Annotated in this window: 18 protein-coding genes and 3 pseudogenes; 12 read left to right on the forward strand and 9 right to left on the reverse strand. The window is 73.5% G+C overall.

The genetic code is table 11. From position 1 onward, the window contains the following. Positions 1–340: pseudogene (locus OO48_RS30890) on the forward strand (TerD family protein); the annotation flags it as partial. A gap of 46 nt (positions 341–386) precedes the next feature. Here the strand turns inward: OO48_RS30890 and OO48_RS30895 are convergent. Continuing rightward, a complete protein-coding gene (locus OO48_RS30895; RefSeq protein ID WP_033222360.1) occupies positions 387–1,130 on the reverse strand; it encodes a TerD family protein in 744 nt (247 codons plus the stop codon). A 217-nt stretch (positions 1,131–1,347) separates the two neighbouring features. Between OO48_RS30895 and OO48_RS30900 the strand changes: the two genes are divergently transcribed. Further along, the gene (locus OO48_RS30900) at positions 1,348–2,493 is read left to right on the forward strand and encodes a DUF2637 domain-containing protein (protein ID WP_033222311.1); all 1,146 of its coding nucleotides are present in this window, start codon (positions 1,348–1,350) and stop codon (positions 2,491–2,493) included. 83 nt (positions 2,494–2,576) lie between these two features. On the opposite strand, the gene OO48_RS30905 is transcribed toward OO48_RS30900, so the two are convergent. Together OO48_RS30905 and OO48_RS30910 are read right to left on the reverse strand one after the other, a co-directional pair. Beyond that, on the reverse strand, positions 2,577–3,662 hold the full coding sequence (locus OO48_RS30905) for a DUF475 domain-containing protein (protein ID WP_033222313.1): 1,086 nt from the start codon (positions 3,660–3,662) through the stop codon (positions 2,577–2,579). A 60-nt stretch (positions 3,663–3,722) separates the two neighbouring features. Further along, positions 3,723–4,298 (reverse strand): TerD family protein, encoded by a 576-nt coding sequence (locus OO48_RS30910; RefSeq protein ID WP_033222315.1) that lies wholly within the window; start codon positions 4,296–4,298, stop codon positions 3,723–3,725. 394 nt (positions 4,299–4,692) lie between these two features. Between OO48_RS30910 and OO48_RS30915 the strand changes: the two genes are divergently transcribed. After that, on the forward strand, positions 4,693–7,116 hold the full coding sequence (locus tag OO48_RS30915; protein WP_033222317.1) for a protein kinase domain-containing protein: 2,424 nt from the start codon (positions 4,693–4,695) through the stop codon (positions 7,114–7,116). Positions 7,117–7,173: 57 nt separating this feature from the next. Here the strand turns inward: OO48_RS30915 and OO48_RS30920 are convergent, their stop codons facing one another. The 3 genes and pseudogenes from OO48_RS30920 to OO48_RS39105 all read right to left on the reverse strand — a co-directional run. Continuing rightward, positions 7,174–7,749: a TerD family protein gene (locus tag OO48_RS30920; RefSeq protein WP_033222362.1), complete on the reverse strand. Its 576-nt coding sequence runs from the start codon at positions 7,747–7,749 to the stop codon at positions 7,174–7,176. Between the two features lie 149 nt (positions 7,750–7,898). Further along, positions 7,899–8,357 (reverse strand): peroxiredoxin, encoded by a 459-nt coding sequence (locus OO48_RS39100; protein ID WP_033222364.1) that lies wholly within the window; start codon positions 8,355–8,357, stop codon positions 7,899–7,901. A gap of 243 nt (positions 8,358–8,600) precedes the next feature. Next, positions 8,601–8,852 (reverse strand): annotated as a pseudogene (locus OO48_RS39105) (DUF3052 family protein); the annotation flags it as partial. A 468-nt stretch (positions 8,853–9,320) separates the two neighbouring features. On the opposite strand from OO48_RS39105, the gene aceE reads away from it, so the two are divergent. Further along, the gene (aceE, locus tag OO48_RS30930) at positions 9,321–12,071 is read left to right on the forward strand and encodes a pyruvate dehydrogenase (acetyl-transferring), homodimeric type (RefSeq protein WP_033222318.1); all 2,751 of its coding nucleotides are present in this window, start codon (positions 9,321–9,323) and stop codon (positions 12,069–12,071) included. A 159-nt stretch (positions 12,072–12,230) separates the two neighbouring features. On the opposite strand, the pseudogene OO48_RS30935 reads toward aceE, so the two are convergent. After that, a pseudogene (locus tag OO48_RS30935) lies at positions 12,231–13,863 on the reverse strand (MFS transporter); the annotation flags it as partial. A 202-nt stretch (positions 13,864–14,065) separates the two neighbouring features. On the opposite strand from OO48_RS30935, the gene OO48_RS30940 reads away from it, so the two are divergent. From OO48_RS30940 to OO48_RS30970, 7 genes are all read left to right on the forward strand, one after another. Further along, on the forward strand, positions 14,066–14,719 hold the full coding sequence (locus tag OO48_RS30940) for a TetR/AcrR family transcriptional regulator (RefSeq protein ID WP_033222320.1): 654 nt from the start codon (positions 14,066–14,068) through the stop codon (positions 14,717–14,719). 77 nt (positions 14,720–14,796) lie between these two features. Next, positions 14,797–16,065, forward strand: a complete 1,269-nt coding sequence (locus OO48_RS30945; RefSeq protein WP_051733193.1) for a sensor histidine kinase — start codon at positions 14,797–14,799, stop codon at positions 16,063–16,065. Then, entirely contained in the window at positions 16,062–16,739 is a 678-nt protein-coding gene (locus OO48_RS30950; protein WP_033222324.1) for a response regulator, read from the forward strand. The genes OO48_RS30945 and OO48_RS30950 overlap by 4 nt, the downstream gene beginning before the upstream one ends. 126 nt (positions 16,740–16,865) lie before the next feature. Then, complete coding sequence (locus tag OO48_RS30955; protein ID WP_081952514.1) at positions 16,866–17,975, forward strand: alpha/beta hydrolase; 1,110 nt, start codon at positions 16,866–16,868, stop codon at positions 17,973–17,975. A gap of 32 nt (positions 17,976–18,007) precedes the next feature. Beyond that, positions 18,008–19,219, forward strand: a complete 1,212-nt coding sequence (locus OO48_RS30960) for an acyltransferase family protein (RefSeq protein ID WP_033222331.1) — start codon at positions 18,008–18,010, stop codon at positions 19,217–19,219. A 41-nt stretch (positions 19,220–19,260) separates the two neighbouring features. After that, entirely contained in the window at positions 19,261–19,596 is a 336-nt protein-coding gene (locus OO48_RS30965) for an MmcQ/YjbR family DNA-binding protein (RefSeq protein ID WP_033222333.1), read from the forward strand. 143 nt (positions 19,597–19,739) lie between these two features. After that, positions 19,740–20,930, forward strand: a complete 1,191-nt coding sequence (locus OO48_RS30970) for an alpha/beta hydrolase (RefSeq protein WP_033222335.1) — start codon at positions 19,740–19,742, stop codon at positions 20,928–20,930. Positions 20,931–20,955: 25 nt separating this feature from the next. On the opposite strand, the gene OO48_RS30975 is transcribed toward OO48_RS30970, so the two are convergent. Beyond that, on the reverse strand, positions 20,956–21,972 hold the full coding sequence (locus OO48_RS30975) for an aldo/keto reductase (RefSeq protein WP_033222337.1): 1,017 nt from the start codon (positions 21,970–21,972) through the stop codon (positions 20,956–20,958). Next, positions 21,969–22,469 (reverse strand): MerR family transcriptional regulator, encoded by a 501-nt coding sequence (locus OO48_RS30980; RefSeq protein ID WP_081952515.1) that lies wholly within the window; start codon positions 22,467–22,469, stop codon positions 21,969–21,971. The genes OO48_RS30975 and OO48_RS30980 overlap by 4 nt, the downstream gene beginning before the upstream one ends. A gap of 118 nt (positions 22,470–22,587) precedes the next feature. On the opposite strand from OO48_RS30980, the gene OO48_RS30985 reads away from it, so the two are divergent. Then, positions 22,588–23,418 (forward strand): serine hydrolase domain-containing protein, encoded by an 831-nt coding sequence (locus OO48_RS30985; protein WP_033222340.1) that lies wholly within the window; start codon positions 22,588–22,590, stop codon positions 23,416–23,418. The last annotated feature ends 49 nt before the right edge of the window (positions 23,419–23,467 follow it).

Raw genomic sequence — 23,467 nt, forward strand, 5'->3', positions numbered from 1 at the left:
GGCCACTCCCCCGCCGCCCCCGCCCGCGCTGCCGCCGACCGTCCACCAGGCCCAGCAGCCCGGCGGCTACGGCTACCCGCAGCAGCAGCCGGGCTACGGCTACCCGCCGGCCCAGCCCCCGCAGCAGCCCCCGCCGGGCGGTTACGGCTACCCGCAGCCCGCCGCCGCCCCGGGGTACGGCTACCCCCCGGTCCAGCCCCAGCCCCCGCAGCAGGGCTACGGCTACCCGCAGCAGCCGGCCCCGCAGCCCGTGCGGCAACCGGCCCCGCAGCCCCCGCAGCAGCAGTCCGGCCCGCCGTTCGCGCTGCCGCCGCAGGGGCCGCAGTTCCAGCCCCGCTAGCCGCGCCCCGCCCGCCGGGCCCCGCCCCCGCCGCCGCCCGGAGCGCTCAGCTCCCGGACTCGGCGGGGGTCTTGTACCCGCGCTCCCACTGCATGCCGAAGCCGTACAGCCGGTCCAGGTCGGACTGGAAGCCGTGCACGTACCGCACCTCGCGGCGGATCGTCAGCTTGCCCTCCCCGTCGTTCTCGATCAGCACCACCGCGCACGAACGGGCCGCCGGGGCGCGCTCGTCGAGCTTGATCTCGATCCGCGGGCCGCTCTGCGGGACGATGGTGACCACCGCGTGGGTGCGGTCGAAGGCCGGGGTGTCGTCGTAGATGTAGACGAAGATCAGCAGCCGCTTGAACTGGTCCTTCTTCTCCAGGTTGACGTGCATGGTCTCGCCGGAGGGCGCGCCCGACACGTCGTCGCCGGAGAGCTTGATGTAGGGCGGCTTGTTCAGGTCGCCGAAGAGCCGGCCGAGCGGCTGCACCACGCCCCGGGTGCCGTCGGCGAGTTCGTACATGCAGGCCAGGTCGAGGTCGACGCCCACCGGCGCGGACTCGGCGTTGACCGGCTCCAGCGGACGCAGGATCCGCGGGTCGAAGAAGCGGCGCAGCGCGCCGGCCGCGCCGGGGTGCTCGGCGGTGCGGGTCGACCAGTGCAGGTTGATGTACAGGTAACCGGTGGTGGCCGCGGAGCCGGTGATGGCGTGCTGCGGCCGGGACTTGGTCAACGTGACCTTGAACTGCCCGGCGGTGTCGAAGCTGTCGCTCCGGTCCCCCTTCAGGAACTCCCACACCGAGACCATCGCGTCCTCCCCCAGCACCGACTACCGTCCTCGCCTCTCCAATACCCACCCGGAGGGCCCTGAGTCAACGTCAACCCTCCGGTGCTCCGCGCTGGCAGAGGGTTCGTCACTCCCGTACGATGCCCGCTCCCCGGACGCGATATCGTCTCTCCGCACAGGTGTACCGTGCGTCACCTCTCTTCCCCCTGCCCTGCGGAAAGCCGAGGCCCTCCCCGCGATGAACCTCTCCTCCATACAGCTGGTCTGGGCCGTGGTAGGCGGTGCAGCCCTGCTGTTCACCGCCATCCTGGTGGCCTTCCTGCGCTTCAAGAACAACAAGCCGACCGATTCGGTCTCCGGCGACTCGTGGGAGCGCAGCGAGGAGCGCCGCCGCCGCAAGGAGGCCATCTACGGCGGCGCCTCCTACGTGCTGCTGTTCTGCTGCGCCGGCGTGGCCGCCGCGCTGTCGTTCCACGGCCTGGTCGGTTTCGGCCAGCAGAACCTGAACCTGTCCGGCGGCTGGGAGTACCTGGTGCCGTTCGGCCTGGACGGCGCGGCCATGTTCTGCTCGGTGCTCGCCGTCCGCGAGGCCAGCCACGGCGACGCCGCGCTCGGTTCGCGCATGCTGGTGTGGCTGTTCGCGGTCGCCTCGGCCTGGTTCAACTGGGTGCACGCGCCGCGCGGCGGCGCGCACGACGGCGCCCCGCAGTTCTTCGCCGGCATGTCGATCTCGGCGGCCGTGCTGTTCGACCGGGCGCTGAAGCAGACCCGCCGGGCAGCGCTGCGCGAGCAGGGCCTGGTGCCCCGTCCGCTGCCGCAGATCCGGGTGGTCCGCTGGCTGCGCGCCCCGCGCGAGACCTACGCGGCCTGGTCGCTGATGCTGCTGGAGAACGTCCGCAGCCTGGACGAGGCGGTCGAGGAGGTGCGCGAGGAGCGGCAGGCCAAGATGGACGCCAAGCTGCGCGCCCGCAGCGCCGACCGCCGCGAGCGGGCCGAGCTGAAGGCCATCGCCCGCCAGGGCGGCGTGCTGGCCCGCGCCCGGCACGCCCGCCACGTGCCCGCGCTGGCCGCGGCCGGCAACGACGCCCCCTCCGCAACGGAGCCTGCCCTAGCCGCCGAGGAGACCACCCTCGACCGGGTCAGCGCCTCGGCCCTGGAGCCCGCCGCCCTGAACGCCGGCCGCCGCCCCCGCGCCGCCGTCGAATCGACCGGCAGCAGCTCCTCCTCGTCGTCCTCCTACTCGTCGAGCAGCGGTTCCTCGTTCTCCTCCGGCTCCCCGTACTCGTCCAGCGTCGACCTGACGATGGACGAGGACACCCTGTCGATGCCGAAGCTGGACTCGCTGGAGCGCAAGCTCCGGGCGATCGAGCAGCAGCTCGGCTGAGCCGCGCCCCGCACGACAAGAGCCGCGCCCGCCGGGGGAACTCCCCCGGCGGGCGCGGCTCTTCGCGGTGCGGCCCCGGTGCGCTAGCCCTCCGAGCCCGCGCCCTCCAGCGCCTGCTGGCGCTTGTTGCGGACCATCGAGGAGGCCAGTGCCGCGCCGATGAAGGCGACGCCGATCAGGCCGGTGACGATCTCCGGGATGTGGTGCTTGATCGAGACGAGCAGGATCAGCGCCAGCGCGCCGATCGCGTAGTGCGCGCCGTGCTCCAGGTACACGTAGTCGTCCAGGGTGCCCTTGCGGACCAGGTAGACGGTCAGCGAGCGGATGTACATGGCGCCGATGCCCAGGCCCAGGGTGATCTGGAAGATGTCCTGGGAGATCGCGAACGCGCCGACCACGCCGTCGAAGGAGAACGAGGCGTCCAGGACCTCCAGGTAGATGAAGAGGAAGAACGCGGCCTTGCCGCCGACCTGGACGATCGACTTGCCGCTGCGCTCGGCCTCCTCCTCGGCCTCGTGCTGCTCCTCCAGGCCGGATTCGAAGACCTCGGAGAGGCCGTTGACGGCGAGGTAGGTGGCGAGGCCGCAGATGCCGGCCAGCAGCACCGTCTCGGCGCGGTCACCGGCGAAGAAGCGGGAGGACAGGGCGAGCACCACCAGGGCGATGACCGAGGAGAGCGCGTCCAGCCTGCCGATCTTCTCCAGCGGCTTCTCCAGCCAGCGCAGCCAGTTGAAGTCCTTCTCCTCGAAGATGAAGTCGAGGAAGATCATCAGCAGGAAGATGCCGCCGAACGCCGCGATGGCCGGGTTGGCCATGTCGAGGTACTCGGCGTAGGTGTGGCCGTCGTGGGTCTTGCTGGAGTCGAGCGCCAGCGAGATGACGGTGCCGGGGCTGAGGTGCGCGGTGAGGCCGACGACCAGCAGCGGGAAGACCAGCCGCATGCCGAAGACCGCGATGAGCACGCCGACCGTGAGGAACAGCTTCTGCCAGAAGGCGTTCATCCGCTTGAGGACGGTGGCGTTGACGACGGCGTTGTCGAAGGAGAGGGAGATCTCGAGGATCGAGAGGATCAGGACGACGCCGAATCCTTCGGCCCCCCAGATCAGGCCGGCTGCGATCAGGCCGGCGATCGTGATGGCGAAGGACCATCCGAACGTACGGAGGAACACGGGGTCAGTTACCTTTCTGGCTGCCGGAATCGACCCGTTCCGGACTTGACTGTGGCTCGGTTACTGGACGTTGACGCCGAAGTCGAGCGCGATGCCGCGCAGGCCGGAGGCGTAGCCCTGGCCGACGGCGCGGAACTTCCACTCGCCCTGGTAGCGGTAGAGCTCGCCGAAGATCATGGCGGTCTCGCTGGAGGCGTCCTCGGAGAGGTCGTAGCGGGCGATCTCGCTGCCGTCGGCCAGGTTGACCACCCGGATGTAGGCGTTGGAGACCTGGCCGAAGCTCTGCAGCCGGGCGTCGGCGTCGTAGATGGAGACGGCGAACACGACCTTGTCGATCTGCACCGGCACCAGGTCGAGGTGCACCTGCACCACCTCGTCGTCGCCGTCGCCGTCGCCGGTGAGGTTGTCGCCCTGGTGCTCGACCGAGCCCTCGGGGCTGCGCAGGTTGTTGTAGAACACGAAGTACTCGTCGCCGATGACCCGGCCGCCGGAGCACAGCAGCGCACTGGCGTCCAGGTCGAAGGGCGCGCCGGTGGTCGAGCGGGCGTCCCAGCCGAGGCCGATCTGAACCTGCGTCAGGTTCGGTGCGGCCTTGGTCAGCGAGACGTTCCCGCCCTTGGCGAGGGTGACGGACATCGGCTTCCTCCCAGCTCCCGTCTCCGGGGCTCCCGGGGTGCGCATCGGTCGACTGCCGCCGGCCACCCGGGAGGGCCGGCGGGGCGCGCCCGGCGGACGCACCCCAAGAGATCTACGCCCCCGAGCGGCCGTGCAGTGCTGCACACCCGACTGAACTTCCTGAACTCCGCGCGGACCCGGCCCGGTCACCCCGCCCGGCGGCTTCGGACCGCCCCGCGCACGCACCCCGGCCGGTGTGCGGATCGTGGCCGAATCTATCAAGCGCGCCCCGCCCCGCGGGCCGCCGCGGACCGCCCGGCCCCCGGTCGGAACCCGGCGGGTACGCTGCCGGAACCGCCGGACGAACCATCGCGCGGCAGCACGCACACGGACGAACAGAGGGAGCACGGTAGCGATGCCGTTCGAACCGCTCGACCGCGCCGACCCCGAGTCGGTCGGCCCCTACCGCCTGCTGGCCAGACTCGGTGTCGGCGGCATGGGCCGGGTGTACCTGGCCCGCTCCGCCGGCGGCCGGACGGTCGCGGTCAAGGTCGTCCGCGCGGACCTCGCCGGGGACGCCGACTTCCGCGAGCGGTTCCGCCGCGAGGTGTCCGCCGCGCGGTCCGTCGGCGGCACCTTCACCGCCCCGGTGGTGGACGCCGACCGGGACGGCGAGTCGCCCTGGCTGGCCACCGCGTACGTGCTCGGCCCGGCGCTGGACGACGCGGTGCGCACCCACGGGCCGCTGCCGGTGGGGACGGTGCGCGCCCTCGGCGCGGGCCTGGCCCAGGCGCTGTCCGCGATCCACGCGGCGGGCCTGGTGCACCGCGACCTCAAGCCGTCCAACGTGCTGCTGGCCGCCGACGGGCCGCGGGTGATCGACTTCGGCATCGCCCGGGCGCTGGACGGCGACCGGATGACCTCCACCGGCGTGGTGGTCGGCTCGCCCGGCTTCATGAGCCCCGAGCAGGCCGCCGGGCGCCGCCTCGGCCCGGCCGGGGACGTGTTCTCGCTCGGCTCGGTGCTGGTGTTCGCCGCCACCGGCCACGGCCCGTTCGACCGCTCCGAGGACGGCGGGGCCCCGTCCGCGGCCTCGCTGCTGTACCGGGTGGTGCACGACGAGCCCGACCTGTCCGGGCTGCCCGAGCGGTTGCGGTCCGCGGTCGCCGCCTGCCTGGCCAAGGACCCGGCCGACCGGCCGGAGCCCGCCGCGCTCGGCGCGCTGCTGGGCGAGCCGGTCGCCCCGGCCCGCTCCGGCTGGCTGCCCGCCGCGCTGGCCTCGGACATCGCCACCCGCGCCGCCGAGGTGATGGACCTGGAGGCCCCGGTCCGCCCGGTCGACCCGCGGCCGGCCGCCGCCGCGCCCGCCGTCCCCACCCCGACCGAGGTCACGGCCGCCGACCCCACCCCGACCGAGGTCACGGCCGCCGACCCCGGCACCGTCCGGCTGCGGGCCGCCGACGCCCCGTCCGCCCCGGCGTCCGCCCACCCGGCGGCCGGGGCCGCCGCGCCGGCCGGGCACCCCACCGCGCCGGTCGGCTCCGCCCCGGCCACCGGGAGCCCCCGCCCGTCCCGCCGGGCGCTGCTGCTGGGCGGCGGCGCGGCGGTACTGGCCGGCGCGGGCGGCCTGACCGCCCGGGCGCTGGGCGGCGGTTCGGAGAAGGCCCCGGCCCCGGCCCCGCCGACCGGCAGCCCTTCCCCGGCCGCCGCGTCGAGCGCCGCCCCGTCCCGCGCCCCCGGCATGCCCCCGGCCCCGCTGTGGACGTACCGGACGGAGGCGAGCAACGCCGGCAGCCTCGGCATGGCCTTCTCCCCCGGCCTGCTGCACCTGGGCAACGCCGACCTGATCGCGGTGGACCTGGCCGACGGCAAGGAGAAGTGGATCACCAAGGACGCGATGGCCTACAACCTGGCCTGCGCGGGCGGGACGGTCAGCTACGGCACCGTCTCCGACCTGATCACGGTGGACGCCGCCACCGGCACCGTGCTGTGGAAGTACCGGGCCGAGCCCGGGAAGCCGAACGGCATCCAGATCGCCTCGGACACGGTGCTGAACGCCGACGACCGCGCCGTGTACGCGATGTGCTCGTACCTGTCGCTGGACGACAAGGGCGTCGCCGACATGGGCGCCAGGACCGGCAAGGGCATCATGGCGCTGTCCCGCAAGGACGGCTCGGTGCTGTGGAACCAGCACCGCCGGCAGACCGCCGACTACACCGTCAGCTCCGACCTGACCTCCGACACCCTGCTCTACACCGACAGCAAGGAGAACCTGGTCGCCCGCTCGCTGGCCGACGGCACCCAGACCTGGTTCGCCACCACCGACTCCCGCTCGGCGTACCAGCCGGTGCTGCAGGACGGCCTGGTGTTCTGCTCGGTCGACCCGAACGGCATCCAGGGCGTGCGGGTCTCCGACGGCGAGCAGGTCTGGGCGAAGACCTCGGACCGCTCGACCCGGATGTGGTACTCGGCGCCCGCGGCCGGCAAGCACGTCGTGTACTCGGTCCTCGGCGGCATGACGCTCACCTACCAGGGCACCACCTACACCCCGACCGCCCCGACCCGGGTGGTGGCCTTCAACGCCGCCGACGGCACCGAGCTGTGGCACCTGGAGCTGCCCACCGAGGTGTCGATGGACACCAACCCGGTGCTGGTCGGGGACACCCTGTTCGTGCCCACCGCCGACCACGGCGTCTACGCCGTCGACGTGGTGGCCCACAAGGTCCGCTGGGTGTTCCAGACCAACGCCGGCGCCGAACTCCCCTGGCACCTGGCCGGGAACGGGGACCTGCTGATCGCCGTCCAGGGCAACCGGGTGATGGCGCTGCCGCCCGAGTAGGAACGCGACGGGCCGGGGCCGCGAACGGCCCCGGCCCGCACCGGACGCGACGCGCGGTCAGACGTTGACGCCGAAGTCCTGCGCGATGCCGCGCAGGCCGGAGGCGTAGCCCTGGCCGATGGCGCGGAACTTCCACTCGGCGCCGTTGCGGTACAGCTCGCCGAAGACCATCGCGGTCTCGGTCGAGGCGTCCTCGGAGAGGTCGTAGCGGGCGATCTCGGCGCCGCCGGCCTGGTTCAGCACCCGGATGAACGCGTTGCGGACCTGGCCGAAGCTCTGCTGCCGGTTCTCGGCGTCGTAGATCGACACCGGGAAGACGATCTTGGCGACGTCGGCCGGGACGTTGGCCAGGTCGACCTTGATCTGCTCGTCGTCGCCCTCGCCCTCGCCGGTGAGGTTGTCGCCGGTGTGCTCGACCGAGCCGTCGGCGCTCTTGAGGTTGTTGAAGAAGATGAAGTCGGCGTCGGAACGGACCCGGCCCTGGTCGGTGCAGAGCAGCGCGCTGGCGTCCAGGTCGAAGTCCGTGCCGGTGGTGGTGCGCACGTCCCACCCGAGGCCGACGACCACGGCGGTCAGGCCGGGCGCCTCCTTGGTGAGCGAGACATTGCCGCCCTTGCTCAGGCTGACACCCACGTGGTCCTCCAAGAAGTCGGGTTCCCGATCCGTCAACGGCCCGATCGTAGTGCCGGGTTCCCGGCCCGCCGCGGCGACTCGGCCCGGCACCCGGTGGAAAGTCGCGCCGCACCGGGCCGAGCGGCGCGCGCGGGCCGCTCGCGGGAGCGTCAGAGCGCGCCGAGGGCGGCCAGGTACTCCCGGGTGTCGCGGGCGTCCGGCAGGCCGTTGACGACGCTCCAGCGGACGGTGCCCTCCTTGTCGATGACGAAGGTGCCGCGCACCGCGCAGCCCTTCTCCTCGTTGAAGACGCCGTACGCGCGGGAGACCTCGCCGTGCGGCCAGAAGTCCGACAGCAGCGGGTACTCCAGGCCCTGCTGGTCGCCGAAGACCCGCAGCGAGAACGGCGAGTCGTTGGAGACCGCGAGCACCTGCACCTCGTCGTTCTGCAGGCGCGGCAGCTCCTTCTGGATCTCGCAGACCTCGCCGGTGCAGACGCCGGTGAAGGCGAACGGGTAGAAGACCAGGACGACGTTCTTCTCGCCGCGGAAGTCGGAGAGCTTCACCGGCGCGCCGTGCTGGTCCTTCAGCTCGAAGTCCGGGGCCTGGGTGCCGATCTCGACGGTCATGAGGGGGCCTTCCTGCCTGGGCGGTGGTGCGGTCGGGAAGATCCTCCCACTCGCCCGCCCCCGTTCGGCCGTCCGGGTGAGCCCGGCGGGCCGTCCGGGCGGTCCGTTCGCCCAGGGTGAACAGGCCGGAACGGCGGGGGGGGGGGCCCCGGCGGCTCCCCCCCCCACCCCCGGCCGGGGGCCGCCCCCCGCGGGCCGGGCGGGGGGGCGCCCCCCCCGCCGTTCCGGCCTGTTCACCCTCGCCAGGTACTCCAGGGCGTCGACCAGGGCGTCGGTGAGATCCCCGTCCTCGTCGCGGTGCCACAGCAGGACGCCGTCGGCGACGTCGTCGTAGTCCTCGTCGACGAGTTCGGTGCCAGTGATGTCCTCGATGCCCTCGCGGAGCGCCTGGTCACTGTCTTCGTCGTACCCGAGCTCCTGAATGATCTGGCCCTCTTCGAAGCCGAGACGAAGCGCCGGGTTGGACTTGTCCGCGGGGTCCGCGGTCGCGCTCACGGGAATAACCTCCAGTATTCGGCCCGGCATCCATGCCGGGGCTGTGGCCGTAGTCCACACGGGAGCGGCGGTTCGCGCAAGTACCCGACCCCCGATCCCACCCAAAGGTTGACGTGTCGCCGGGCGACACGCCGCCCACTGTGGCAGTGAACACACCCATATGTCCCTGTCCGTACCGACAAGGATGCTTCGTCTCGTACCCGCCCGCGGCCGGTTCACCCGCCGTACGCCTGCCCGAGATGCGAACGGCATTCGGGTCAGGGCTGGGTGCGGGCGTAAAGTCTCCTGTTGGCCCTCATCCCGGTCGGCCGACATCGTCCGCCCGGGGTCCCAGGTCGGACCACCTCCTGACCGTACCGTCCACCAGGCGGAACGGTTACCGATCGGTAGAGATGACGGATCTCCGAACGCGGTAGCACGATGGAGGCGGCGCGACAACTCAGTTTCGACCGACAGTGAAGGAACAGCGTGGCTTCCGGATCCGATCGCAACCCGATCATCATTGGCGGCCTCCCGAGCCAGGTCCCGGACTTCGATCCCGAGGAGACCGCGGAGTGGCTGGAGTCGCTTGACGCTGCCATCGACGAGCGCGGGCGCGAGCGCGCCCGCTACCTGATGCTGCGGCTGATCGAGCGCGCCCGTGAAAAGCGTGTCGCCGTGCCCGAGATGCGCAGCACGGACTACGTCAACACCATCGCGACCAAGGACGAGCCGTTCTTCCCCGGCAACGAGGAGATCGAGCGCAAGATCCTGAACGCGACGCGCTGGAACGCGGCCGTCATGGTCTCCCGCGCCCAGCGTCCCGGCATCGGCGTCGGCGGCCACATCGCCACCTTCGCCTCCTCCGCGTCCCTGTACGACGTGGGCTTCAACTACTTCTTCCGCGGCAAGGACGCCGACGGCGAGTCCGGCGACCAGGTCTTCTTCCAGGGCCACGCCTCGCCGGGCATCTACGCCCGCGCCTTCCTGCTGGACCGGCTGACCGAGCAGCAGCTCGACGCCTTCCGCCAGGAGAAGTCCAAGGCGCCGTACGGCCTGTCCAGCTACCCGCACCCGCGGCTGATGCCGGACTTCTGGGAGTTCCCGACCGTCTCGATGGGCCTCGGCCCGCTCGGCGCGATCTACCAGGCCCGGATGAACCGCTACCTGGAGCACCGGGGCATCAAGGACACCTCCGACTCGCAGGTGTACGCCTTCCTCGGCGACGGCGAGATGGACGAGCCCGAGTCGCTCGGCCAGCTCTCGCTGGCGGCCCGCGAGGGCCTGGACAACCTGACCTTCGTGGTGAACTGCAACCTGCAGCGCCTGGACGGCCCGGTCCGCGGCAACGGCAAGATCATCCAGGAGCTGGAGTCGCAGTTCCGCGGCGCCGGCTGGAACGTCATCAAGCTGATCTGGGACCGCTCCTGGGACCCGCTGCTGGCCCAGGACCGCGACGGCGTCCTGGTCAACAAGCTGAACACCACCCCGGACGGCCAGTTCCAGACGTACGCCACCGAGTCCGGCGCGTACATCCGCGAGCACTTCTTCGGCGGCGACCTGCGCCTGCGCGCGATGGTCGAGAACATGTCGGACCACCAGATCCAGCACCTGGGCCGCGGCGGCCACGACCACCGCAAGGTCTACGCCGCGTTCAAGGCCGCCCGCGAGCACAAGGGCCAGCCGACCGTCATCCTGGCGCAGACCGTCAAGGGCTGGACGCTGGGCCCCAACTTCGAGGGCCGCAACGCCACCCACCAGATGAAGAAGCTGACGGTCGAGGACCTCAAGCGCTTCCGCGACCGGCTGCACCTGCCGATCACCGACAAGCAGCTGGACGAGGGCTACCCGCCCTACTACCACCCGGGCCGCAACTCGGAGGAGATCCAGTACATGCACGACCGCCGGCAGGAGCTCGGCGGCTACGTGCCCACCCGCAAGGTGCGCCCGCGCAAGCTCGAACTGCCGGGCGACGACGCGTACAAGGCGGTCAAGAAGGGCTCCGGCAACCAGACCATCGCCACCACCATGGCGTTCGTCCGGGTGCTCAAGGACCTGATGCGCGACAAGGGCATCGGCAACCGCTTCGTGCCGATCGCGCCCGACGAGTACCGCACCTTCGGCATGGACTCGCTGTTCCCGTCCGCCAAGATCTACAACCCGCTCGGCCAGACCTACGAGTCGGTCGACCGCGAGCTGCTGCTGGCGTACAAGGAGTCCCCGTCCGGCCAGATGCTGCACGACGGCATCTCCGAGGCCGGCTGCACCGCCTCGCTGATCGCGGCCGGCTCCTCGTACGCCACGCACGGCGAGCCGCTGATCCCGGTGTACGTCTTCTACTCGATGTTCGGGTTCCAGCGCACCGGCGACCAGTTCTGGCAGATGGCCGACCAGCTGGCCCGCGGCTTCGTGATCGGCGCCACCGCCGGCCGCACCACCCTGACCGGTGAGGGCCTGCAGCACGCCGACGGCCACTCGCACCTGCTGGCCTCCACCAACCCCGGCGTGGTCGCCTACGACCCGGCCTACGGGTACGAGATCGCGCACATCGTCCAGGACGGCCTGCGCCGCATGTACGGCTCCTCCGCCGAGCACCCGCACGGCGAGGACGTCTTCTACTACATGACGGTCTACAACGAGCCGATCAAGATGCCGGCCGAGCCGGAGGGCGTGGACGTCGACGGCATCCTCAAGGGCCTCTACCGGCTCAAGGAGGGCGAGGGCGGCCAGATCCCGGCGCAGGTCCTCGCCTCCGGCGTGGCGGTGCCGTGGGCCCTGGAGGCCCAGCGCATCCTCGCCGAGGAGTGGAACGTCAAGGCGGACGTCTGGTCGGCGACCTCCTGGAACGAGCTGCGCCGCGACGCCGTCGAGGCGGAGGAGTTCAACCTGCTGCACCCCGAGGAGCCGCAGCGCGTCCCGTACGTGACCACCAAGCTCTCCGGGGCCGAGGGTCCGTTCGTGGCCGTCTCCGACTGGATGCGCGCCGTCCCGGACCAGATCGCCCGCTGGGTCCCCGGCCAGTACCAGTCCCTGGGCGCCGACGGCTTCGGCTTCGCCGACACCCGCGGCGCGGCCCGTCGCTTCTTCCACATCGACGCCCAGTCGATCGTCCTGGGCACGCTCACCGAGCTGGCCAAGCAGGGCAAGATCGACCGCTCGGCGCTGAAGGACGCGATCGACCGCTACCAGCTGCTCGACGTGGCGGCGGCCGACCCGGGCGCCGCGGGCGGCGACGCGTAAGCACCGCCTAGCGCGAAGGTCCGCCCGAGGAGGGAGTTCTCTCCCCGGGCGGATTTTCGTTCGTGCGTGGTCGTCCGCGCAGTTCCCCGCGCCCGCCAGGGGCGCGGAACCGGGCGAACGGCCACGCGCGGAGAGCAGGACCCGCCCGGGGAGGGGGCGTCCCCTCCCCGGGCGGGTCCCCGGTGCGGCGGGCTCAGATGTGGACCGAGGGGCCCGTCTCGTTCACGCCGCGGCGGGTGAGCAGGCCCAGGCCCGCCGCCGCCAGGGCGACGACCGCGGCGACCACGAAGGCCACGCTCATGCCGCTGACGAACGAGGAGTGGACGGCGTCGGCGATGCCCCGCACGACGGTGTCCGGGGTGCCCGGCCCGAGGTCGGCCGCCTTCGGGGCGATGCCGAGCTGCGCGCCCTGCTTGAGCAGTTCGCCCTGTGGGCCGCCGGGCAGCGGCCCGCCGGTCGCGGTCTCCCACTTGCCGGGCAGCGCGCCGGTGACCTTGGAGGCCATCACCGCGCCGAGGACGGCGGTGCCGAGGCTGCCGCCGACCTGCATGGCGGCCTGCTGCAGGCCGCCGGCCACGCCGGACAGCTCCATCGGGGCGTTGCCGACGATGACGTCGGTGGCGCCGACCATGACCGGGCTGAGGCCCAGGCCCATCAGCAGGAACCAGAGCGACATCACGCCGGTGCCGGAGCCGGTGTCCAGGGTGGACATGCCGAGCATCGCGGCGGTGGTGAGCACCATGCCGCCGACGATCGGGATGCGCGGCCCGACCTTGCCGATCAGGAAGCCGGCCACCGGCGCGCCGACGATCATCATGCCGGTCATCGGGAGCAGGTGGACGCCCGCGTCGACCGGCGCCATCCCGTGCACGTTCTGCAGGTAGAAGGTGACGAAGAAGATGCCGCCGAAGAAGGCGAAGGCCATCAGCACCATCAGCAGGGTGCCGGCCGAGAGCGGCACCGAGCGGAACAGCGAGAGCGGGATCAGCGGCTCCTTGGCGTACTTCTGCCAGACCGCGAAGAACACCAGGGCGAGCAGCGCGCCGCCGAGGAACAGCAGGGTGGCGGGGTCGGCCCAGCCCCAGGTCGGGGCCTTGATGATGCCCCAGACCAGCATGAACATCGCGCCGGAGAGCAGCACGATGCCGGGGATGTCGAAGGACTTGGCGGCGTTCTCGGCGCGGACGTCCTTGAGCACCAGCAGGCCCAGCACCAGGGCGATGACGCCGACCGGGATGTTGATGTAGAACACCGACTCCCAGTTGACGTGCTCGACCAGCAGGCCGCCGACGATCGGGCCGGCCGCGGTGGAGGCGCCGATGACACCGCCCCAGATGCCGATCGCCATGTTGAGCTTCTCGGCGGGGAACGCCCCGCGCAGCAGGCCGAGCGCGGCGGGCTGGAGCAGCGCGCCGAACAGGCCCTGCAGCACCCGGAAGAGGATCACCTGCTGGATCGAGCCGGCGAAGCCGATCGCGGCGGAGGTGGCGGCGAAGCCGACCGCGCCGACCAGGAAGGTGGTCTTGTGGCCGAACCGGTCGCCGATCTTGCCGGCCGTGATCAGGAAGACCGCGAGGGCCAGCAGGTAGCCGGAGGTAACCCACTGGATGTCGGAGGGGGTCGCGTCCAGGTCCTTGGCGATGGCCGGGTTGGCGATGGCGACGACGGTGCCGTCGAGGGCGACCATCATGACGCCCACGGCGACGGTGAGCAGCGTCAGCCAGGGGTGCCCCCGCAGCCGGCCGCCGGCGGACGGAGCCGCTTCCTTGTCGAGTACTACGGACTGGCTCATGTCTCGGGACTTCCCCGTTCGTGTGGTGTCGCTGGAACCGCTGGGAACGAAAACGGCGGCGTCCGGCCCCCGCCCGTCCCCACGAGCTCCAAGGCGGACGGGCACCGCTCCCGCGGAACATTATGTCAGCTACTGACATTCGACAAACGGTGACTCCTGTCACCTGATGCCAGTTCGCGATCCCGGCGCTATCGTTGGCCCCATGGCCACCCCCACCACCGCCGCCGACCCGCAGCCCCTCGGCCTGCGCGAACGCAAGAAGCGGCGCACCCGGGACGCCCTGGTCGACGCCGCCCACCGGCTGTTCCTCTGCCACGGCTACGGACGCACCACGGTCGACGAGATCGCGTCCGAGGTGGAGGTCTCCCAGCGCACCTTCTTCCGGTACTTCGCCAACAAGGAGGAGGTCGCCCTCGCCGTGCTGGCCGGGGCCGAGGAGGCGTTCCTGGAGTGCCTGCGCGCCCGCCCCGCCGGGGAGAACCCGCTGGAGGCGATGCGCGGCGCGGTCCGCGAGGTCTGGCAGAGCGTCGACCGCGGGGAGGGCACCGGCCCGGCCGCGCTGGAGCTGTTCGAACTGATCGAGTCCACCCCGACGCTGCTCGCCGCCCACCTGCGGCACACCATCCAGCAGGAGGTCGAGGTCGCCCGGATCCTCGCCGAGCGCGAGGGCCTCGACCCGGCCGTCGACCTGCGCCCCCGCCTGCTGGCCGCCGTGTTCGGCACCGTGGTGCGGATCTCGCACCTCTCCTACGCCGCCGCCCCGGCCACCGACAGCCACTCCATGGACGGCATGCTGGCCCTGATAGAGCGCCACTTCGACCAGTTGGGCCCGGCCCTGGCCGGCTCCTGGCGCTGACCCCCTACCGGGGAGGGACCCGGACGGGCTACCCGGGTATGAGGACACCGGCCCGTCCCCGTCCTACCCTCGGCCCGGTGACCCCCTGGAAAGAGTTCCTCCGCGCCCTCACCGAGCCCCTCGACGACCACCGCCCGCCGCTGGCGACGGCCCGCCGGAGATGGGTCCGGGTGCTCCCGTACGCGCTGGTGCTGGCCGCGATCGGCTCCCTGCTGCCCACCGGCATCGTGACACTCACCCGGTCCTACGGGGTGGACCCCTCGCTGGCCACCGCGCTCGCCGTGGTGCAGTCCGGAACGCTGGCCCTGGCGCTGACCCGGCCGCTGCTCGCCTGGCAGCTGGTCGCGCCGTCGGTGCTGGTCGGCGCGGTCGCCACGCACGGCGCCGCCGCGGACCAGCCCTGGCCGTGGCCGGCCCCCACGCTGCTGGCGTACCTGTTCCTGATGGTGCTGCTGGCGGTCCGCGAGCGCGGCCGGACCCTGCTCGCCGTCTGGGTCGTCACCTTCCTCGGCGGCAGCCTGAGCTGGACGGTCTTCAACGAGCACTTCGACGGCACCTCGGTGGTCGTCACCGCGCTGTCCGGGGTGGTCCTGCTGCTCGGCTGGAGCCTGCGCGGACGCGGCGAGGCCAAGCGGCTGCTGGCCGAGCAGGAGCAGATCTCCGGGACCGAACGGGCCCGGCGCACCCTGCTGGAGGAACGCGCCCGGATCGCCCGCGAGTTGCACGACGTGGTCGCCCACCACATGTCGGTGATCACCGTCCAGGCCGACAGCGCCCCGTACCGGATCGAGGGCCTGCCCCCGGCCGCCGTCGAGGAGTTCGGGCAGATCGCCGCCGCCGCGCGCGGCTCGCTCGCCGAGATGCGCCGCCTGCTGGGGGTGCTGCGGGCCGCCGGGAGCGCCCCCGACAAGGCGCCGCAGCCCGGCCTGGCCGACCTGCCGAAGCTGCTCGCCACCGTCGGCCAGGCCGGGGTGCGGGCCGAACTCGCCCTCGGGGACGGGGTGTCCGAGCTCGGCCCGGTGCCCGAGGCGGTCGGCCTGTCCGCGTACCGGATCGTCCAGGAGGCGCTGGCCAACGTCGTCCGGCACGCCCCCGGAGCCGCCGCCGAGGTGCGGCTCTCCACCGCGGACGGCACGCTGGCCCTGACCGTCCGCAACGACCCGCCGCCCGGCCGGGCCCGTGCCGTCGAGACCTCCGGCGGCACCGGGCAGGGGCTGGTCGGAATGCGCGAGCGCGTCCGCCTGCTGTCCGGCACGCTGGACACCGGCCCGACCGCCGACGGAGGCTACCGGGTGACCGCCGTCCTGCCGCTGGACGGCACCGTCCCGGGGGAGGGCACCGCATGACCATCCGCGTCCTGATCGCCGACGACCAGGCGATGGTCCGCGCCGGGTTCGCCGCCCTGCTCAGCGCCCAGAGCGACATCGACGTGGTCGGCGACGCGGCCGACGGCCGGCAGGCCCTGGAGGTCAGCGGCCGCACCCACCCCGACGTGGTCCTGATGGACGTCCGGATGCCCGAGATGGACGGCCTGGAGGCCGCCCGCCGCCTGCTCGACCCCCCGCCCGGCGTGGTCCACCGGCCGCGTGTCCTGATGCTCACCACCTTCGACGTCGACGACTACGTGTACGAGGCGCTGCGGGCCGGCGCCAGCGGCTTCCTGCTCAAGGACGCCCCGCCGGCCGACCTGATCTCCGCCGTCCGGGTCGTCGCCGCCGGCGACGCGCTGCTCGCGCCCTCCGTCACCCGCCGCCTGATCGCCGACTTCGCCCGCAACCGCCCCGCGCCGCGCCGCGACCCGCGGCTGCGCCTCAACGGCCTCACCCCGCGCGAGACCGAGGTCCTCGAACTGATCGCCCGCGGCCTGTCCAACCAGGAGATCGCCGCCCGCCTCGTCCTCGCCGAGCAGACCGTCAAGACCCACATCGGCCGCATCCTCGCCAAGCTCGACCTCCGCGACCGCGCCCAGGCCGTCGTCCTCGCCTACGAGAGCGGCCTGGTCCAGCCCGGCGCGCAGTAGGACGGCCCCGCAGGCGCGCCCCTGCCCCTCCGGTATGACGCCCGGGTTGGCTCCCCGGTGTGACGCCCCCGCCGCCGCCCCCTCCCTAGCTTCCTCCCCGTTGCCGAACGAGCGGAGGAGGGCCGGATGCTGTCGCGTCTGCGTCGGGGTACGGCCGTGGCCGGGTTGGTGCTGGTCGCGGTGCTGGGGACGGGGTCGTGGGCGTCGGCGGACGCGCAGACGCCGCTGACGGGGCCGCCGCCGGGCGCGGCGGCCTGGGTGGCGGACACCTCGCTGGGGGTGCGGCTGCCCGATCCGGGGAGCGCCCCGCCCGCCGAGGTCGCCGCGTTCTTCGCGGGCCTGGCGCCCGCCGCGCGGGAGTCCCTCGCGGTGCGCCACCCGCAGGTGGTCGGCAACCTGGACGGCGTCCCGGTCGCCCTGCGGCTGCGGGCCAACGCGCTGGCCGTCGAGGAGGAGCGGGCCCGCCAGCGGGAACGGGCCGGGGACGCCGCGCTGCCGGCCGCGGAACGCGCCGCGGCCGGCGCGAAGGCCGACCGCTACGGCGAGTTGGCGCACCGCGCCCTGCTGGCGTTCGACCCGCGCGGGCGCGGCCAGGTCGCCGAGGTGTTCGGCGACCCGGAGCACGACGGGCGGACGGCCGTGCTGGTGCCGGGCTCGGACACCGACCTGTCGAACTACGACCGGCCCTCCGCCGCCGGCTACGACACGCTCGCCGGGATGGCCCGGTCGCTGCGGGCGGCGAGCGGCGACCGGGTCGCGGTGGTGGCCTGGGTGGGCTACACCACGCCGGTCGGCCTCGGGGTGGACGCCGCCCGGGAGGAGCTGGCCGGGGCGGGCGCGAAGCGGCTGGGGCGGCTGGTGGCGGGGCTGGCGCCGGCGGCCGGGCCGGTGGAGCTGTTCTGCCACTCGTACGGGTCGGTGGTGTGCGGGCTCTCGGCGCCGGACCCGGCGCTGGTGGCGGGGGTGGTGGCGGTGGCCTCGCCGGGGATGGGCCTGGAACGGGCGGACGAGCTGCGGGTGCCGGTGTGGGCGGTGCGCCGCAACGCCGAGGACTGGGTCGGCGACGTGCCGCACGTCTCGCTGCTGGGGTTCGGCCACGGCACCGACCCGACCTCGGGCGCCTTCCGCGCCCGGCTGCTGCCGTCCACCGGTTCGCACGGCCACAGCGGCTACTTCGCGCCCGGTTCGGCCTCCCTCGCGGCCTTCGCCGCGCTCGCCCTCACCGCCCGCGCCTGACCTCCCGTCAGCGATCCGAGGAGATCCACGTGATGACGTTCCCGAGCCGACTGCGCCGCGCCGCCGCGCAGGTCGACGCCGAGACCCCCGCCACCCGCGACCGCGCCCTGGACGGGCTGCGCGCCCTGGCCCTGCTGTCCGTCCCGGTCGGGCACTGGATGCTCGGCGGGTTCACCGCCGGGGACGGGGTGCTGCACAACGCCAGCCCGCTGGGGGCGCTGCCGTTCCTGGCGCCGCTGAGCTGGCTGCTGCAACTGCTGGGCGTGTTCTTCCTGGTGGGCGGCCGGGCCTCGGCGCTGTCGCTGCGCCGGGCGGCCGACCGCGGGGTGGGCACGGGTGCGTGGCTGCGCGGCCGGGTGCTGCGGCTGGCGCGCCCGGTGCTGGGGGTGGCCGCGGTGTGGGCGGCGCTGGTGCCGCTGCTGCGGCTGCTGGGCGTGCCGGACGGGACGGTGCGGACGGGGGTGGTGCTGATGGTGCAGCCGCTCTGGTACATCGCGGTCTACCTGGTGCTGACCGCGCTGACCCCGCTGTGCGTCGAGTTCGGCGCGCGGCTGCGGGGTTGGGGCGCGGCGGCGCTGATGGCGGCGGTCGCCGCGGTGGACCTGCTGCGGTACGGGCCGTGGGGCGCCTCGGTGCCGGGCTGGCTGGGGCTGCTGAACCTGCTGCCGGGCTGGCTGTTCGCGTACCAGCTGGGCGTGGACTGGGCGCACGGGCGGCTGACCCGGGCCGGGGCGAAGCTGCTGGCCCTCGGCGGGGCGGCGCTGTTCGCGGTGCTGCTGCTGGTGTTCCACTACCCGGCGAGCATGGTGGGCGTGCCGGGCGCGGCCCGGACCAACTCGCACCCGCCGTCCCTGCTGGTGCTCGCGCTGGCCTCGGCGCAGGCCGGCGTCGCGGTGCTGCTGAAGGACCGGCTGGGCCGGGCGCTGCGGCGGCCGCTGCTGTGGCTGCCGGTGGTGGTGGTCAACCTGGGTGCGATGACGGTCTTCTGCTGGCACCAGAGCGCGATGTTCCTGACCGCGCTGGCGGGTTCGCACCTGGGCGCGCTGCCCGGGCTGACCACCGCCCCGGACTCGGTCGGCTGGGTGCCGGCCCGGCTGGCCTGGCTGCCGGTGTTCGGCGCGGTGCTGGTGCTGATCGGCCGGTGGGCCCGGCGCTTCGACGCCCCGTGGCCGTCGCGGGCCTGGCGGGCGGTGGCGGGCGCGGGCGCGGCGCTGTTCGCGGTGTACGCCCTGGGTGCGGTCTGAGGTGGCGTCAACTGCCGGCGGCGACACCTACCCTGGCCTCCATGGCGACCTTCGACGAACTGACCGCACTGGCCCTGGCACTGCCCGGCACCCACCAGGAGGAGACGTGGGAGCAGGTGACGCTGCGGGTGGGGCGGAAGATCTTCGCGATGGGCCGCCCGGAGTCGGGGGAGGTCACGGTGAAGGCCGCGCCGCCGGAGCAGGCCGAACTGGTCGCCGCCGCGCCCGGGGTGTACTCGGTGGCGCCGTACACCGGCCGGTTCGGCTGGGTGCGGGTGCGGCTGGCCGGGGTGGAGGCGGACGAACTGCGCGAACTGCTCACCGACGCCTGGCGTTCGGTCGCCCCGAAGCGGGTGGTGAAGGAGTACGGGGAGTAGCGTCCGGGGGAATGTGACGGGGAACACTGTTTACTCCCTGCCCGAGCGGTCGGTCGCCCTCTAGTCTGGCTGACTAGTAGTCGGCAGTCACAGCACCGTCGGGCCCGTCCCGCCGCGATGTACGGCCCGAGGGAGTGGACGCCATGCACCGCAGGCGGGTCAAGCGGATCCTGATCGGCGTGTTCGCCGGCTGCGCGGCCCTGGTGGACGCGGGCGCGGCCGCCGCGCAGGCCGCCGCCTCCAACGAGCAGCTGGCGATCACCACCCCGCCCGCGGGCAGCTCCGCCTGGGTCCTCGACCGGAGCTTCGGCCACCCGCTGCCGGACCCGGCCACCGCCGACCCGGCCGCGGTCGCCGCGTTCTTCGCCTCCCTGTCGCCCGCCGAACTGAACCGCCTGGTGGCCGAGTACCCGCTGGTGGTCGGCAACCTGGACGGCGCCCCGCTGGACGTCCGCTACCGCGCCAACCGGGTGGCCGTCACCGCCGAGCGGGACCGCTCCCGGCAGCGCGCCGCCGACACCTCCCTGGCCCCGACCGCCCGCGCGCTGGCGGTCTCCCGCGCCAACGACTCGGAGCGGCTGCTCGGCGAGGGCCGGCAGATCCTCGCCTTCGACCCGCGCGGCCGCGGCCTGGTCACCGAGGTCTGGGGCGACCTGGCCGCCGCCCGGCGGGTCGCCGTCCTGGTGCCCGGCTCGGACGCCGACCTCGGCCACTTCGACCAGTCCGGCGATCCGCTGCGCTCCCCCGCCGGCATGGCCCGCGCGCTGTACGCCGAGGAGCACGCCCAGGCGCCCGGCACCCCCACCGCGGTGATCGCCTGGACCGGCTACGTCACCCCGCAGGGCCTCGGCCCGGACGCGGTCACCTCCCGGCTGGCCGAGGCCGCCGCGCCGCGGCTGAACCGGCTGCTGGCCGGCCTCAAGCAGACCACCCGCCCGGACGCGCCGCCCGCGCTGCTGTGCCACTCGTACGGCTCGGTGGTGTGCGGCACCGCCGCCCCGTCGCTGCACGACGCGCAGCCCACCGACGTGGTGGCGTTCGGCAGCCCCGGGATGGGCGTCGACTCGGCCGCCGAGCTGGGCACCGGCGTCCAGGTGTGGGCGGCCCGCAACCCCAACGACTGGATCGGCAACGTGCCCTACCTGGAGGTCGGTGGCCTGGGCCACGGCGCCGACCCGACCACCCACGCGTTCGGCGCGGTGTCGGTCTCCTCGCTGGGCGCCAGCGGCCACACCGGCTACCTGGCCGAGGGCACCGCGAGCCGGCACAACTTCGCCGCGATCGCGCTCGGCCACTACGGCGAGGTCAGCGGCCCGTCCGAGAGCCAGAGCTGACGGACCGTCCGACCCCGGAGCCCCGTCAGACCTCGCGGGCGTCCGCCGTGGAGCTCATGTCGGCGTAGCGGCCGCCGGAGACCCGGGCGGAGATCGGCTCCAGCTCGGCCAGCTCCTCCTTGTCCAGCACCAGCCGGGTCGCGCCCAGGTTCTCCTCCAGCCGGGTCCGCCGGCGGGTGCCGGGGATCGGCACCACCGCGGTCAGGCCGTGCACCTCGGTGCGCTGGTGCAGCCAGGCCAGCGCGACCTGGGCGGCCGTCGCCCCGCGCCGCTCGGCGATCTTCCCGATCGGGGCGACCAGTTCGGCGTTCCCGGCCGCGTTCTCGCCGGTGAACTGCGGCAGGTGGCGGCGGTAGTCGCCCGCGTCCAGCTGCCCGGCGTCGGCGAACGCCCCGGTCAGGAAGCCCCGGCCGAGCGGCGAGTACGGCACCAGTGCCACGCCCAGTTCGGCCGCGGCCGGGACGGCGCTGCGCTCCACGCCCCGGGCGAAGATCGACCACTCGGACTGCAGCGCCGCGATCGGGTGCACCGCGTGCGCCTCCCGCAGCTCCGGCCCGGTCACCTCGGACAGGCCCAGGTGCCGCACCTTCCCGGCCGCCACCAGCTCGGCCATCGCGCCCACCGACTCGGCCAGCGGCACCTGCGGGTCGCGGCGGTGCATGTAGTAGAGGTCGATCACGTCCACGCCGAGGCGGCGCAGCGAGGCGTCCACCGCCCGCCGGACGTACGCCGGGTCGTTGTTGATTCCCCGGTAGTGCGGGTCGTCGGCGCGTCGCTCGATGGCGAACTTGGTGGCCAGCACGACCTGCTCGCGGTGCGCCCGGACGAACGGGCCGATCAGCTCCTCGTTGGCGCCCGAGCCGTAGACGTCGGCGGTGTCGAAGAGGGTGACGCCCAGTTCCAGCGCCCGCTCCAGGGTGGCCAGCGCCTCCCCGGTGTCGGTCGGGCCGTAGAACTCGCTCATCCCCATGCAGCCCAGGCCCTGCACGCCCACGACCGGGCCGTCGGTGCCGAGGCGGGTGGTCTCGATGGTGCTGCTCATGCGCTCTTCCTGTCCTGTGCGGAGTGCTGTTCCCGGGTCTCCCCGGTGTCGTCGCCGTCGGCCGGGAGGGCGGGCGTGCCGTAGTGCTCGATCTTCAGGTCGATCACGGCGAGCGTGGCGTGCAGGTCGGCGAGCCGCTGCCGCACCTCCTCGCGGTGCGCGACCAGCAGCTCCCGCCGCTCGGCCCGCGTCCCGTCCCCGGCCCGCAGCAGCTCGACGTACCGGACCATGTCGGCCACCGGCATGCCGGTCAGCCGCAGCTTGGTCAGGAACGCCAGCCGGGCCAGGTCCGCGTCGCTGTAGCGGCGCTGCCCGGCGTGCGAGCGGTCGACCGGCTCCAGCAGGCCGATCCGCTCGTACCAGCGCAGCGTGTGCGCGGACAGGCCGCTGGCGGCGGCCACCTCGCTGATGCTGTGGCGGGCCGTCCGGTCCGGTGCGGTGGCCGGGCTCCCGAACGCCCGCACGCACCCTGCCGTTCCCTGCTCGGGCTCTGCCATGGTTTCCGGACCCCCGTCTCGACGACAACGACGACGCTACCGAGTTGGAGCGCACTCCAAGCAAGCCTGGCACGCCACCGGCCGCCCCGGGGCGGGACCACTGGATAGAGTGCCGCCCATGCAGAGCTTGCGGATGATCGAGGACTGGCCGGTACCCCACGCCGCGGCGGCGGTGGTCCGCGGGAGCGACGGCGCGCTGCTGGGCGCGCACGGACCGCAGGACCACCTGTTCCCGCTCGCCTCGGTGACCAAGCTGCTCAGCGCGTACGCCGTGCTGGTCGCCGTGGAGGAGGGCGTCTTCGAGCTCGACGACCCGGCGGGCCCCGACGGCTCCACCGTCCGCCACCTGCTGGCGCACACCTCCGGCCTGGCCTTCGACGAGCACCGGGTGATGGCGGAGCCCGGCAACCGGCGGCTCTACTCCAACGCCGGCTTCGACGTGCTGGCCGCGGCCCTGGAGGGCGCCTCCGGGATCCGGTTCGACCAGTACGCCGCCGAGGCGGTCTTCCGGCCGCTCGGCATGCACGCCACCCTGATCAACACCGCCCACCGCGCCCCGGCCGGCGCGGGCGGCCTCTCCACCGTCGCCGACCTCGTCCGCTTCGCCGCCGAGCTGCAGTCGCCCAAGCTGCTCGACCCGGCCACCCTGCACGCCGCGACCCGCGAGGTCGCCTTCCCCGGCACCAGCGGCGTCCTGCCCGGCTTCGGCCACCGCCGCCCCAACGACTGGGGCCTCGGCTTCGAGATCCGCGACCACAAGTCCCCGCACTGGACCGGCACCGCCAACTCCCCCGCCACCTTCGGCCACTTCGGCCAGTCCGGCACCTTCCTCTGGGTCGACCCCGCCGCCGGCCTCGCCTGCATCGCCCTCACCGACCGCGACTTCGGCCCCTGGGCCGCGGAGGTCTGGCCGCGGCTGTCCGACGCGGTCCTCGCCGAGAAGGCGTAGCGCGGGGCGCGGAACCGGGGCGCGACGTGCGGCTCCCGCAGCGCGCGGT

This window comes from Kitasatospora phosalacinea, assembly GCF_000716545.1.
Lineage (GTDB): Bacteria > Actinomycetota > Actinomycetes > Streptomycetales > Streptomycetaceae > Kitasatospora > Kitasatospora phosalacinea.

Excerpts from the sequence above, each read along its gene's own strand:
- OO48_RS30975 (WP_033222337.1), bottom strand. The coding sequence starts at position 21,972 with ATGAGCAGCACCATCGAGACCACCCGCCTCGGCACCGACGGCCCGGTC.
- OO48_RS30940 (WP_033222320.1), top strand. The coding sequence starts at position 14,066 with ATGGCCACCCCCACCACCGCCGCCGACCCGCAGCCCCTCGGCCTGCGC.
- OO48_RS30985 (WP_033222340.1), top strand. The coding sequence starts at position 22,588 with ATGCAGAGCTTGCGGATGATCGAGGACTGGCCGGTACCCCACGCCGCG.
- OO48_RS30910 (WP_033222315.1), bottom strand. The coding sequence starts at position 4,298 with ATGTCCGTCACCCTCGCCAAGGGCGGGAACGTCTCGCTGACCAAGGCC.
- OO48_RS30895 (WP_033222360.1), bottom strand. The coding sequence starts at position 1,130 with ATGGTCTCGGTGTGGGAGTTCCTGAAGGGGGACCGGAGCGACAGCTTC.
- OO48_RS39100 (WP_033222364.1), bottom strand. The coding sequence starts at position 8,357 with ATGACCGTCGAGATCGGCACCCAGGCCCCGGACTTCGAGCTGAAGGAC.
- OO48_RS30970 (WP_033222335.1), top strand. The coding sequence starts at position 19,740 with ATGCACCGCAGGCGGGTCAAGCGGATCCTGATCGGCGTGTTCGCCGGC.
- OO48_RS30980 (WP_081952515.1), bottom strand. The coding sequence starts at position 22,469 with ATGGCAGAGCCCGAGCAGGGAACGGCAGGGTGCGTGCGGGCGTTCGGG.
- OO48_RS30955 (WP_081952514.1), top strand. The coding sequence starts at position 16,866 with ATGCTGTCGCGTCTGCGTCGGGGTACGGCCGTGGCCGGGTTGGTGCTG.
- OO48_RS30915 (WP_033222317.1), top strand. The coding sequence starts at position 4,693 with ATGCCGTTCGAACCGCTCGACCGCGCCGACCCCGAGTCGGTCGGCCCC.
- OO48_RS30960 (WP_033222331.1), top strand. The coding sequence starts at position 18,008 with ATGACGTTCCCGAGCCGACTGCGCCGCGCCGCCGCGCAGGTCGACGCC.
- OO48_RS30950 (WP_033222324.1), top strand. The coding sequence starts at position 16,062 with ATGACCATCCGCGTCCTGATCGCCGACGACCAGGCGATGGTCCGCGCC.
- OO48_RS30900 (WP_033222311.1), top strand. The coding sequence starts at position 1,348 with ATGAACCTCTCCTCCATACAGCTGGTCTGGGCCGTGGTAGGCGGTGCA.
- OO48_RS30965 (WP_033222333.1), top strand. The coding sequence starts at position 19,261 with ATGGCGACCTTCGACGAACTGACCGCACTGGCCCTGGCACTGCCCGGC.